Annotated in this window: 13 protein-coding genes; 12 read left to right on the top strand and 1 reads right to left on the bottom strand. The window is 58.2% G+C overall.

What is annotated here, in order from left to right:
* Nucleotide 1 precedes the first annotated feature (1 nt).
* From AC50YL_RS00185 to AC50YL_RS00130, 12 genes are all read left to right on the top strand, one after another.
* A complete protein-coding gene (locus AC50YL_RS00185) occupies nt 2–796 on the top strand; it encodes an SDR family NAD(P)-dependent oxidoreductase (RefSeq protein WP_494828351.1) in 795 nt (264 codons plus the stop codon).
* A gap of 37 nt (nt 797–833) precedes the next feature.
* Nucleotides 834–2,036, top strand: a complete 1,203-nt coding sequence (locus tag AC50YL_RS00180) for an enolase C-terminal domain-like protein (protein WP_494828349.1) — start codon at nt 834–836, stop codon at nt 2,034–2,036.
* 323 nt (nt 2,037–2,359) lie between these two features.
* Nucleotides 2,360–3,445: a Ger(x)C family spore germination protein gene (locus AC50YL_RS00175; protein ID WP_494828347.1), complete on the top strand. Its 1,086-nt coding sequence runs from the start codon at nt 2,360–2,362 to the stop codon at nt 3,443–3,445.
* A 69-nt stretch (nt 3,446–3,514) separates the two neighbouring features.
* Nucleotides 3,515–4,972: a spore germination protein gene (locus AC50YL_RS00170; protein WP_494828345.1), complete on the top strand. Its 1,458-nt coding sequence runs from the start codon at nt 3,515–3,517 to the stop codon at nt 4,970–4,972.
* A 63-nt stretch (nt 4,973–5,035) separates the two neighbouring features.
* On the top strand, nt 5,036–6,124 hold the full coding sequence (locus tag AC50YL_RS00165) for a Ger(x)C family spore germination protein (RefSeq protein WP_494828343.1): 1,089 nt from the start codon (nt 5,036–5,038) through the stop codon (nt 6,122–6,124).
* 2 nt (nt 6,125–6,126) lie between these two features.
* Nucleotides 6,127–7,209, top strand: a complete 1,083-nt coding sequence (locus tag AC50YL_RS00160) for a GerAB/ArcD/ProY family transporter (RefSeq protein WP_494828342.1) — start codon at nt 6,127–6,129, stop codon at nt 7,207–7,209.
* Between the two features lie 16 nt (nt 7,210–7,225).
* The gene (locus AC50YL_RS00155) at nt 7,226–7,426 is read left to right on the top strand and encodes a hypothetical protein (protein WP_494828340.1); all 201 of its coding nucleotides are present in this window, start codon (nt 7,226–7,228) and stop codon (nt 7,424–7,426) included.
* A gap of 290 nt (nt 7,427–7,716) precedes the next feature.
* The gene (locus AC50YL_RS00150) at nt 7,717–8,121 is read left to right on the top strand and encodes a Fur family transcriptional regulator (RefSeq protein ID WP_494828338.1); all 405 of its coding nucleotides are present in this window, start codon (nt 7,717–7,719) and stop codon (nt 8,119–8,121) included.
* Nucleotides 8,088–8,819, top strand: coding sequence for a winged helix-turn-helix transcriptional regulator (locus AC50YL_RS00145; RefSeq protein ID WP_494828336.1), 732 nt, complete (start codon nt 8,088–8,090; stop codon nt 8,817–8,819). Before AC50YL_RS00150 ends, AC50YL_RS00145 begins: the two co-directional genes overlap by 34 nt.
* Nucleotides 8,820–9,036: 217 nt before the next feature.
* Nucleotides 9,037–9,981, top strand: a complete 945-nt coding sequence (gene trxB, locus AC50YL_RS00140; protein ID WP_494828335.1) for a thioredoxin-disulfide reductase — start codon at nt 9,037–9,039, stop codon at nt 9,979–9,981.
* Nucleotides 9,982–10,063: 82 nt separating this feature from the next.
* Complete coding sequence (locus tag AC50YL_RS00135) at nt 10,064–10,312, top strand: glutaredoxin family protein (protein WP_494828333.1); 249 nt, start codon at nt 10,064–10,066, stop codon at nt 10,310–10,312.
* Between the two features lie 38 nt (nt 10,313–10,350).
* Nucleotides 10,351–10,914, top strand: a complete 564-nt coding sequence (locus AC50YL_RS00130) for a peroxiredoxin (protein ID WP_494828331.1) — start codon at nt 10,351–10,353, stop codon at nt 10,912–10,914.
* A gap of 110 nt (nt 10,915–11,024) precedes the next feature.
* On the opposite strand, the gene AC50YL_RS00125 is transcribed toward AC50YL_RS00130, so the two are convergent.
* Nucleotides 11,025–12,590 carry a catalase gene (locus AC50YL_RS00125; protein ID WP_494828329.1) on the bottom strand — a complete coding sequence of 522 codons (1,566 nt, stop codon included), beginning with the start codon at nt 12,588–12,590 and terminating at the stop codon, nt 11,025–11,027.
* Nucleotides 12,591–12,936 lie beyond the last annotated feature (346 nt).

Raw genomic sequence — 12,936 nt, 5'->3', positions numbered from 1 at the left:
TATGGGGCAAAAGGAACGGAATCGAACGGCGCTTGTCACCGGGGCGAGCATCGGGATCGGCGCTGGCATCGCGCTGGCGTTGGCGTCCCGCGGGTACGACGTCGCGATCGGTCACTATGCCGAGCCGGCGGAAGCGGAGGAAGCGGCCGAGCGGATCAAGCGGGATTACGGCCGTATATGCCATGTCTTTCAAGGCGATCTTGCCGAGCCGTCGATGCCGGGCAAGCTGGCCGCGCTCGCGATCGAGGCGCTAGGCGAGGTCGACGTGCTGGTGAACAACGCGGGGTTGGTGCGGTTCAAGGCGATTGCCGAGCTTGACCCCGCGGAGATGGATCGGATGTACGCCGTTAATTTTCGCGCGCCGATGCTGCTGATGCAGGCGATAGCCAAGCATATGGTCGAACGGCGGCTGAGCGGCTCGATCGTCAATATCACGTCGTCCCGGGCCGAAAGAGCCTATCCGGCCGACGCGACGTACGGCGGGCTGAAGGCGGCCTTGATGCGGGCCAGCCAATCGATCGCGCTCGATCTGGCCCCGCACGGCATCCGGGTCAACTGCGTCGCTCCCGGCGCGACGGCCGTTCGGGAAGACGCGCGTTCGTTGGCCGGCTACGCCGTGCTCGGCGCGAAAATTCCGCTGGCGCGGATCGGCACGCCGGAGGATGTCGCGAACGCGGTCGCTTGGCTCGCTTCCGGGGAAGCCGGCTATACGACCGGCACCGCGATTCGCGTAGACGGAGGCTTGATCCTGCCGGGGATGCCGGAAAGCGGCGGCGGGACGGGATGGACTAAGTAAGCTGCAGGACAAATACGCAGGCAGGGAGAGTGAACGCATGTCGAACTTGACGATACGCGACGTGAAGGTGATCTTGACGGCACCCGAGGGCATTAACCTGGTCGTGGTGAAAATCGAAACGTCCGAACCCGGATTGTACGGGCTGGGCTGCGCGACCTTCACGCAGCGCTACCTGGCGGTGGCCACGGCGATCGAGCAGTATTTGAAGCCGTTTCTGATCGGCAAAGACCCGCATCGGATCGAGGACATCTGGCAATCCGCCATGGTCAGCTCCTATTGGCGCAACGGCCCCGTGCTGAACAACGCGTTATCCGGCGTGGATATGGCGTTATGGGATATTAAAGGGAAATCCGCCGGCTTGCCGGTCTACCAGCTGCTGGGCGGAAAATGCCGGGAAGCGGCAGCCGTCTACCGGCATGCCGACGGCCGTGACGAGCACGAAGTCGAAGATAACGTACGCAAGTACATGGAGCAGGGAGTTCATTATATCCGCTGTCAAATGGGCGGCTACGGCGGTCGGGGACATCAGCTTCGCCAACCGGAAAATCCGCTGCCTGGCGCGTATTTCGATCCGAATGCCTATGCCCGCAGCGTGCCGCGATTGTTCGAGCATGTCCGGGACGCGGTCGGTTGGGAGGTCGAGCTGCTGCACGACATCCACGAGCGGCTCGTGCCGATCGAGGCGATCCGGCTGGCCAGGCAGCTCGAGCCCTTCCGGCTGTTCTTCCTGGAAGATCCGCTGGCGCCCGAACAGCTGGACTGGTTCGAGACGTTGCGCGGCCAAACCGCTACCCCGATCGCCATGGGCGAGCTGTTCACGCATCCGCGGGAGTGGACGCCGCTTATCGCCGGCAGGCTGATCGACTTCATCCGCTGCCATATCAGCGCGATCGGCGGGCTCACGCCGGCGAAGAAGCTCGCTTCGCTGTGCGAGGCATTCAGCGTGAGCACCGCCTGGCATGGACCGGGCGACGTCTCGCCCGTCGGGCACGCGGCGAACCTGCATCTCGACGTCAGCTCGATCAACTTCGGCATCCAGGAGTGGTACGGCTTCTCCGAGCGTATCCAGGAAGTATTCCCGGGCTGTCCGGAGCTGCGGAACGGATTTGCGTACCCGAACGACAAGCCCGGCCTCGGCATCGATCTCGACGAGAAGAAAGCGGCCGATTATCCGTGCGACAATCGTCTCCCGGCTTGGACGTTGGCCCGTACGCCGGACGGTACTTCGGTTCGGCCATAGCTGTCGTCAACCCTGCGATTTAGCCATTGCGCGCGTCTGCTTCAATGGAATTGGAGGAAAAAGGAATGTTTTCCGCATAGATGGAGCACGCGAATGCCACCCGCTCGGGTGGCATTCTTTGTTAATGGCGATCGTTGTTCGGCGCGGATTATTGGAACGCCTGTTCTTGGTTGCATGTACATGTTTTTCCAGAAAATAGGGAAGGGTTAAAGGATGGCAATGCACGGAACATCGGCGTCCTGAATGGGCAAGAAGGGGAATAATCGATGAAGCGGGTTCTCTGCATGTTGATCGTCTTCCTGTCGTGTTCCGGATGCTGGGACATGAAGGAGATTAACCAAATGGCCATCGTGAATATCGGCGGGGTCGATACGGATCCGGCGACGGGGAAGTCGATCGCGTATTTCCAAGTGATCAATCCGACGGGCGTTACCGCCAAAAACGGCGGTTCGTCGAAGGCGGCCGTCTATACCTACCGGTTTGAAGAAACAAGTCCCGGCCGCATGCAGGAGAAGACGAACACCGCGATGCCTAGAAAGCTGTTCGCGGATCATATGCAGAGCTACATTGTCTCGGAACAAGTCGCCCGAAAGGAAGGCGTCTTGAATTTCGTCAATTATTTGGAACGGAATCCGGCGCGCCGGACGAACATCATGTTTCTGATCTCCGATTCTCCGATGTACAAGGTCATGAACAGCTTTACGCCTTTGGAGACCGTGCCCGGCAGATTTCTCCGGTCGCTGATGGATCAGCAGGGCGATAATTACGGGACGAGACATATCCCCATGCGCGTTAAGGACGTCATCGAAGGCATCCCCAAGCAGCAGCCCACCATCATTCCGATCCTCCACTATAACGGATCGAAGGCATCGTCCCGCACAAGCAGGCTCGAAGAGATCAACGCCGTCAAAAACGGCTTCAGCATATCGGACGGCGCGGTACTGTACCGGGCGAAGATGGTCGGACGAATCGATCGGGAGAGTTTGAAAATGGATCTGATCTTGAACGGGAAGATCACGAGAACCTTGGAAAGCGTGACCTTGAACGGAGCGAACGTGGATTTGTCCGCCGAAAAGATTCGCGTGAAGCGAAAGTGGAACCACGCCGCCAATCGTCTCGACATGGATATCCATGCCGATCTCCGGATTATCTACAATATGCAGCATGCGGAAATGAACCGTCAAAACCTCCAAGAGATCGAACAAGCATTTAACGACCGTTTCAGGGAAAAAGCCGAGGATATCGTCAAGCTTGCCGTCAAAAGCGGCTGGGATCTGCTCGGACTCCAGGATCAGGGAGCGGCTTCCGGCGAGTGGCTGCACACCGACGTGCGTCTCCGCATCCGCTCCAAGGTGAAGTCGTTCGGCAATACGATGAATCCTTATCACCTGCGGGAGAGGGGGGAGTAGACTGCATGTTTTTTCCATTTTCAGGGAACAAATAAACGAAGCATGTCGGCGATGCAGGGAGGTTTTACGATGACATGGACCAATACGGGCATTAAGCTCGTCGACCAAATCGCGAGCCGCCTCGCACGCTCGCCGGATCTGAAATGCCAACGTCTGGACATGTTTAACCGTTTCGACGTTTATTGCATCTATTTAAGATCGATCGTGGACGACAACAAAATCGAAGAATGGGTCATCAAGCCTATCGTGGAAACCAACCGCCATGACGGGGATGCTCCGGCTGCGCGTCCTCCGCTGGATTGGCTCCCGGACAACGTACCGTTTCTGGGCGAGACGCGAATCACGACCCTGGCCGACTGCCTGGAGAAAGTGCTGGACGGGCATTGCCTGCTCATTCCCCCTGAAGGAGACGCCGCGTTAAGCTACGATGCGTTCAAAGGACAATACCGGGCCATCTCCGAACCGAAGACGGAGTCGGTTATTCAGGGTCCCCGGGAGGGCTTTATCGAGGATATCGACAGCAATATGGCGCTTGTTCGCAAACGAATCCGAAACGAGCATTTGTCGTTCGAGCCGCTCGTGATCGGGACGCAGACCAAAACCAAGCTGTATTTGTCCTACATGGAGGATATCGCCTCTTCGCAAATCGTGGACGAGTTTCGCGCCCGCCTGAGCGCCATCCAAACGGACAGCATATTGGAAAGCTCGTATATCGAGGAATGGATTCAGGACAAAGGCATGACTCCTTTTCCCCAATTTATCAGCACCGAACGGCCCGATGTCGTTGCGGCCAGACTGCTCGAGGGACAGGTGGCCGTCATGACGGACGGCACGCCTTTCGTCCTCATAGGTCCCATCACGTTTTTTCAATTGTTCAGCTCGCCCGAAGACTATTACCAACGCGCCGACATCGCCATCCTGATGCGGTGGCTGCGGATGCTTGCCTTCTTGTTGGCGGTCTTCGTGCCGGCCCTCTATATCGCGGTCGTCAGTTATCATCAGGAAATGCTGCCGACGACGCTGCTCATCAGCCTTGCGGCCCAGCGCGTGGACGTGCCGTTTCCCGCTTTTATCGAAGCGGGCATGATGATGGTCATCTTCGAGCTCCTTCGGGAGGCCGGTCTGCGCATGCCGCGGATCGCCGGGCAAGCCATCTCGATCGTCGGCGCGCTCGTGCTGGGCCAAGCGGCGGTCGAAGCCGGGCTGGTTTCCGCCGCGATGGTCATCGTCGTCTCGCTTACGGCGATTTCGAATTTTATTTCGCCCAACTACCGCTTTGGCATCGCGCAGCGCATCATCCAATTTTTCTTCATGATCCTGGCGGGAATTCTGGGACTGTTCGGCATCATGTGCGGCGTATTCTTCCTGCTGATCCATCTGGTGTCCATCCGCTCGTTCGGCGTTTCGTATATGGCGCCGATGGCTCCGCTCGTGCTGTCCGATTGGAAGGATACGTTCGTGCGTGTGCCCCGCAGGCTCATGACGCGTTTGCCGGCATCTTTTCATCCCAAACGGACTAGAAGGTGATCATCGGTGAGGGCAGCGGTATTGGCGGCGATGATGCTTTTATGCTGCGCGGGGTGTTGGGACATGAAGGAGATGAGCGAACTGGCTATCGTCGATCTCGCGGGGATGGACGTGGATCCGGCTACCGGAAAGTTCATCGGCTATTATCAAGTCATCAATCCGACCAGCGTCTCCGCAAGGAACGGCGGTTCCGCGAAGGCGGCCGTTTATACCTACAGCTTCGACGAACGGAGCCCGGGCCGCTTGCAGGAAAGGGCGGGCACGGCATTGCCGCGCCGGGTGTTCATGGACCATAACCAATGTTATATCGTATCGCAGAGGCTTGCCGAAAAAGGCATGCTGGACCACTACGTCAATTTCATCGAGCGGAATCCGTTACGCAGGACGAACGTGGGTTTGGTGATTTCCGATTCGCCGCTGTCCGAGGTGTTTCATGCCTTCACGCCGTTGGAATTCATGCCGGGCAAGTATCTGCGGTCGCTGCTCGAGGTGCAGGGCGAGAATTTCGGAGCGCCGAATATGATCATACGCGTCACGGACCTCGTAGAAGGCATACCGAAGCAACGGCCGACGATCGTGCCGATCATTCATTACAGCGGGCAGCCGGAACGCTCGTCCCGCGCGAGGAGGCTGGAAGATATCGGAGCCACGTCGAACGGCATCAGCATGTCCGATGGAGCCGTGATCTATCAGGGGCGCATGGTCGGCCGCATAAGCAGGGAATTGAAGATCACGGATATGATCGTAAACGGAAAAATCAAGAGAGCGGTCGAGAGCATCCGCGTGAACGGAGCCCGGGTTGACGTCGAGGCGCGCAAATTCCGTATCCGGCGCGATTGGGACCGTGCGGCCAATCGGCTCGATATCGTCATTCGCGCCAAACTTCGCATTATTGATAATTTGCAGCAGAAGGAGATGACCAAGCGAAATCTGGCCGAAATCGAACACGCCTTTAACAGCCTTCTGCAGGCGAAGGCCCGGAAGATGGTTGCATTCGCCGACGAGAAGGGCTGGGATTTCCTCGGTCTGCAGGATGCGGGAACGCCTCCCGATAAATGGCGGCAAACCGTCGTAACGTTCCGGATCGCGTCAAAGGTAGAGTCGTTCGGAAATACGAAGACGCCTTACAATCTACGGGAAATCGAGGAATAGACATGGAAAACGCCCAGCTGAAAGGGTGGCAAATGTTCGCGGCCGCCTTTAGCTTTGTGATCGGCACGACGTTTATTTTGCTGCCGGGCGGTTTGATTGCCGAGACGAAGCAATATGCGTGGCTCTTTACGCTCGGCGCGTCTTTCTACGGATTGCTATTAGCCTGCGGCTGGTTGTACCTGAGCAAATGCCACGATGGACTGAGCCTCGTGCAGATTTCGACGAAGGTGCTCGGAAGATGGGCCGGAGGAGCGGTATCCCTGCTCTATATCCTGTTCTTTATCCAAATCGCATCCTGGGTGACGCGGAATATGAGCGATTACATGAGCGTTAACCTCATGCCGAGAACGCCGATCTCCGTGTTCCATATCGTGGTGCTCGGCGTATGCGCCTACGCGGTGGTACGCGGCATCGAGTCGATCTCTTCCGTGAGTTGGATCCTGATTCCGATCCTGATGCTTATGTTCTGGGTTCCCTTCTCCATCATGCTCAAGGAATGGGATTGGAGCCGATTCCAAGTTCGCCAATCCTTTCAGCTATGGCCGGCCATGATCAAGACGAAATACGCGCTTGGTTTCCCGTTCATGGAGACCGTCGCCTTCATGATGCTGATGCCTTTTGCCGAGCGGAAGGCGAAAAGGATGGTCCTGTGGGGTATCGGCGCCGCAGGATTGCTGCTGTCGCTCACCATTCTATTTACCATCGGTATTCTAGGCGTCTACCGGAGTTCGCATCTGACGAATCCGATTTTCACGATATTCCGGGAAATGCGCTTCTCCAATGCCATCGAGCATATGGAGGCGTTGATCTCGGTGCTTGTGCTGCTGCTGGTTTTTCTCAAGCTGAGCGTGTTGTTTTATTGCGCCGTGCTCGGGATTTGCCAATTATTCAATCTGAAAAAGCGGGCCGCGGTGGCCTTTCCGCTGATTTGGGTCATTTCCGCGTATGCGCTGTATTTCGATAATGTCATCGATAATATCGATTGGATTCAGAAATATCTGTTTAGCTATTACTCGCTTTATGCCATCTTGCTGCCGGCGATCCTGATGGGCATGACATGGGCAAGGCGATGGATAACGGCATGAAGGGAGCGGCCGATAGATGGTAGGGCTAATCGTATCGTACGTTTTCTTTCTGGCGATCGGCATTGCGATGTTAAAAAAGGGGCGCAGCAGTCCGGCGGAGAAGGTGGCTTTCGTCATGATCACGACAGTCGGCGGGGTGATGTGGGGCTGTTTATTTCTACGCGTTCCGCTCGATTTGAACAAACTGATCGGGTTCATTCTGGACCGGCTTCTCTGAAGCAAGAAGCGTGCCGCCCTTCGCCCCGGCTGTTCGGCTGCGGCGTTTTGGTTGCTCTGGCGCGGGAAGCGGAAGGAATCGGAAATCGGCATGCAGCGATAGCGTAGACAGGCGCCTCCGAGACGTCTTCTGCGCTATTTTTCTTTCGCTCTCAGTATTCTCGCCAACTCGCGGCCTTATGCGGCGCGAAAGCGTTCGGCCCGCCGGGCCGGGGACGTATTCCCGCGCCTTGACGAATTCGATAAAAGTGCTAAACTTAAACTAAGTCTAAATTAGAAGGAGGCGATCGCATGTCCCGTCAAAGCTTGACCGCGCCGAGAAGGTTGATTTTGGACATCTTAACGGAGTCGCACGATCATCCTACCGCTTCGGATATTATCGACCGTCTCAAGACCCAGGGCCAGAGCGTCGCGTATGCGACTGTCTATAATTCGCTTCGTTATCTGACCGAGCAAGGGCTGATTCGGGAATTGAAGCTGGAGGGAGACGCGAGCCGGTACGATTCCCGGACCGAGGACCATCAGCATATCGTGTGCGTATCCTGCGGGAAAGTAAGCGAAGTGATGACCGAATCGCCGAAGGATTGGCTCCGGCATATCGAGGAAGAGACCGGATATTCGATTTCGGAGGAACAATTCTTGTTCAAAGGAGTGTGCGGGGAATGCCGAGCGTCGAACGACCGAACGGTTCAATGAACGAAGCGTCCGTTCCGTTCCCGGAAGGGGCTTTCTGCGAAACGACGAAGCGGATCGTCGTCATCAGCCCGTTTCCGGCGCTCCTGCAGGAGCTGGTCTCGGAGCTCATGGCCCGCTGCTACGACGTGTTGACGTTTCACAGCGCCAAGGAGCCGATTCTCCCCCTGCTGCAGAACGACCTGATCGTCGTGGACCGCACGTGGGGGGCGGACGATGACGGAGCGATTCCCGAAGCGTTATCCCCGGAGCGCCTGTACCTGATCGGAGAGCGGACGCCGTCACCCTTTCCCGAAGGACATACGCTGCAGTGGCCAGGCGCGCTCGAGACGGCGATCGCGAGGATAGAGACGCTTGCGGGTCAAAGCACGTCTCCTCCCGCCGCCGCGGAAACGGGTGCCGACCGGCTGCGCTTCAAGGACGTCGAAATGGATCTGAAGCGGATGATCGTCCTGCGCCGCGGGGCGAAGGTCGATTTGACGAAGACGGAATTCGACCTGCTGCGGGTCCTGCTATCATCCGACGGCGGCGTCTTGACGCGCCAGGCGATCATGGAAGCCATCTGGGGCGACGGGTACTTCGGCGGCAGCAACTCGGTCGACGTGCATATCAAGAGCCTCAGGCATAAGCTCGGCGACGATCCGAAAAGTCCGGTCTATATCGCGACGGTTCGCGGCGTCGGCTATCGCATCGGGGAATAAATTCAAGGCGCCGGGCCAGTCCCGGCGCGGCTTCGGCGGATGGGGCGAGCCTTCTTCATCCAATTCATATTATCTCTTCATGAGACCTTCATGATGCCTTCATCAGACCTTCATGATGCCTTCATCATACCTTCATGCAAGCCTTTCGCATGGGTGGTATGATTTTTTTGTAGCCAATATTTAAACTAAATCTAAATATAAACAGGAGGGAAACGCGATGCGCAAAACGATTATCGTCGGTACCGGCCCCGCCGGATTGACGGCAGCCATTTATCTGGCAAGAGCGAACCTGAACCCGCTTGTCATCGAAGGACCGGAGCCGGGCGGCCAGCTCACGACGACGACGGAGGTCGAGAACTTCCCCGGTTTCCCGGACGGCATCATGGGTCCCGAGCTCATGGACAATATGCGCAAGCAAGCGGAGCGGTTCGGAGCCGAGTTCAAGACGGGATGGGTCAACGAGATCGATACGTCGAAGCGGCCGTTCACGCTGAAGGTCGAGGGGCTCGGCGAGCTGCAGGCCGAGACGCTGATTATCTCCACCGGCGCATCGGCCAAATACTTAGGCATCCCGGGCGAACGCGACAACATCGGCCGCGGCGTCAGCACCTGCGCCACCTGCGACGGTTTCTTCTACCGCGGCAAGAAAATCATCGTCGTCGGCGGCGGGGACTCGGCCATGGAGGAAGCGAACTTCTTGACGCGCTTCGCTTCGGAAGTCGTCATCGTCAATCGCCGCGAGGAGCTTCGCGCCTCCAAAATCATGCAGGATCGCGCGCGGGCCAACCCGAAGATCAGCTGGGCGCTCGGCCGGACGCCGCTTGAAGTCGCGGCGGACGAATCCGGTCTGAAAGGACTCCGCGTGCTGAACAACGAGACCGGCGAACAAGAGCTGCTCGAGACGAACGGGATCTTCATCGCGATCGGCCACTCGCCGAACACGAAGTTTCTCGGCGGTCAGCTGACGACGGACAGCCACGGCTACCTGGTCGTCAATCCCGGCACGACCGAGACCAACATTCCCGGCATATTCGCCTGCGGAGACGTGCAGGACAGCCGTTATCGCCAAGCGATCAGCGCCGCCGGAACGGGCTGCATGGCCGCCCTCGATTGCGAGCGGTTCCTGGAAGCCGCCGAGCTGCCGGCCACCGCGGCGGTCTGAGCGCGCGGATCGGGCCGAGCGAGACAAGTTTAAGAACCTGAACGCATCATTTTGAACGCATAAGATCGAAGGAGGAAGAACGATGTCCGAGACGAATCCCGTCATTGTATACACGAGCACGCACTGCAACTATTGCAAGCAGGTGAAATCGTTCCTGAGCGAACGAGGCGTCGCTTACGAGGAGCGCAACATCGACCAAGAAGAGAAATACGCCGAGGAGTTGTGGAATACGGGCATGCGTTCCGTGCCCGTGACGGTCATCGGAGAGGCCAAGATACTCGGCTTCAACCAGACCCAGCTCAATCGCGCCGTCGCCGAGCTTCAAGCCTAGACCCCAATTCACCCACTAACAGGAGGTTCACCGATACTATGAATAATCAACCAACCATCGCTTACCCGTTCGCCAAAGTCGGCCTTCCCGCGCCGGACTTTAAACTCCCGTCGACCAAGAACCTGGAATCGCTCGAAGAAACGGTCGCGCTGGCCGATTATCGCGGCAAATGGCTCGTGCTGTTCTTCTGGCCGTACGACTTCACTTTCGTCTGTCCGACGGAGATCGTCGGCTTCAGCGACAGCTACGAGCAATTCAAGGCGCTCGACTGCGAGATCGTCGGCGCTTCCGTGGACAGCGTCTATACGCACCGCGCCTGGATCGAAACGCCGGTCGACAAGAACGGCATCGGCGCCATCAAATTCCCGATCGCGTCCGATTTCACGAAGGAAACCGCCCATGCGTACGGCATTCTCGACGACGCGTCGGGCGCGGCTCACCGCGGCTTGTTCATCATCGATCCCGAAGGCATCCTGCGCTATCAGGTCGTGACGGACATGAACGTCGGCCGGAGCGTCGAAGAGACCCTGCGCGTGCTGCAAGCCCTGCAATCCGGCGGCCTGTGCCCGGTCAACTGGAAGCCAGGCGACAAAACGCTCTAATACGCTCGCCGGACGGGACAATCCCGTGCATCCGCACAACAAAAACAGACTCGCGTCCTTCGTCGGGCGGAGTCTGTTTTTGTTATACGTGCGCGTTTGATAGTCTAAGCCTAATAAGGTTCGGCTTCATGTCCTTTGCGCACGGCATCCCCGGGAGCTTGGTCGCCGTTCCGGTTGCCCAGCGGTTTCCGGCTGGAGCCGTCCTTCGCGGCATGCGCCAATCCTTCGCTTAGCCGGCGACCGTATTCTTCGTCGGCTTCCGCCGCGAGCTGCGTCATCCGGGCTCGAATCCGTTCATCGCAGCGCGAGAGGTCGCCGACGAGGTTGGCGATCAATTCGGCTTTCTCCCATTCCTCGAAATTCCGGAACGTTTCCCCGGCTTGCTTGGTGTTATCCTGACGGTCGATCGACCGGCGTACCAGGTTTCCTTGCACGAAGGGCTCATGCTCCTTGCCCGGCTGCTTCGCCTCGACGAGCCCGCCGAGCATCGACGGCTCGTAATTGATATGCGGATTTTGGCCGGGGGCGCGGTCGACTTTGACCTGCATGAGTCCGCCGCTTTGATTCGTCGCGACCCGTTTCTTGGGGGCGTTGATGGGGAGCTGCAGGTAGTTCGCGCCCGCGCGGTGGCGCTGCGTGTCGGAATAGGAGAACGTCCGTCCCTGCAGCATCTTGTCGTCGGAGAAATCCAGTCCGTCGACCAGAACGCCTACGCCGAACGCGGCTTGCTCCACCTCCGTGAAATAATCGGCCGGATTCCGGTTCAGCGTCATCTTGCCGACCGGCAGCCAAGGGAAGCGGTCGTTCGGCCACAGTTTCGTATCGTCCAGCGGATCGAAATCAAGCTCCGGATGCTCGTCGTCGCTCATGATTTGAACGAGCAGCTCCCATTCCGGGAAATCGCCGCGCTCGATCGCCTCGTAGAGATCCTGGGTGGCGTGGTTGAAATTCGTCGCCTGGATGTCGCCGGCTTCCTTTTGCGTGAGATTCTTGATGCCCTGCCTCGGCTCCCAGTGATACTTCACGAGCACGGCCTTGCCTTCCGGGTTCACCCAGCGGTAGGTATTGACGCCCGAGCCCTGCATCATGCGGTAGTTGGCCGGAATGCCCCATGGCGAATAGACGAAGGTCACCATGTGGAACGATTCGGGCGAACTGGCGCAGAAGTCGAAGAAACGCTCGCTGTCCTGCACGTTCGTGAGCGGGTCCGGTTTGAACGCGTGGATCATGTCGGGAAACTTGACCGCATCGCGGATGAAGAAGATTTTGAGGTTGTTACCGACGAGATCCCAGTTGCCGTCCTCCGTGTAAAACTTGACCGCGAAGCCGCGGGGGTCGCGAAGCGTCTCCGGCGAATGGTTCCCATGGACGACGGTAGAAAAGCGCACGAAGACCGGCGTCTGTTTGCCTTTCTCTTGGAATAGCTTGGCCCGCGTGTAATTCGATACCGGTTCCCCGCCGACGGTTCCGTACGCTTCGAAGACCCCGTGTGCGCCGGCGCCCCGCGCATGCACGACGCGTTCCGGCACGCGCTCGCGGTCGAAGTGGCTGATTTTCTCGATGAAATCATAATTTTCGAGCGTCGCGGGACCGCGGTTGCCGACGGTTCGGATGTTTTGATTGTTGGTAATCGGATGTCCTTGCCGATTGGTTAACAGGTTATCGTCTTCTGCCACGGATGCATCTCCTTTGCGCTAGCCATGCTTGAATAAGCCGATGGTAGTATTGGTTGCCTTTCCCAATCTTATTCTCCGGCGCAAAGGGGGGCTGCATGCCGTGGAGCTCGTCCGGAAGCGCAAAAAACTCCCGCGCCGCTGAGCGGGGGGAGTCTTGTAAGTGCTTCGTCACAGACGGCTCTTCATGCGGAGGGGATGGCCGATCCGGCATAAGAGCCGCAGGCAGCGCGCTTCGCAAGCGGCGGGCTATCGTATCGCATGCGCGGTATCGTACCGCAAGCGCGATAATCGCATCGTTAGCGGGCTATCGTGTCGCCTGTCGTCTCCATGGCGGCATCGGCGGAAA

It is taken from the genome of Paenibacillus sp. J22P277, assembly GCF_059383675.1.
This window is presented reverse-complemented; position numbering and strand designations above follow the sequence as displayed.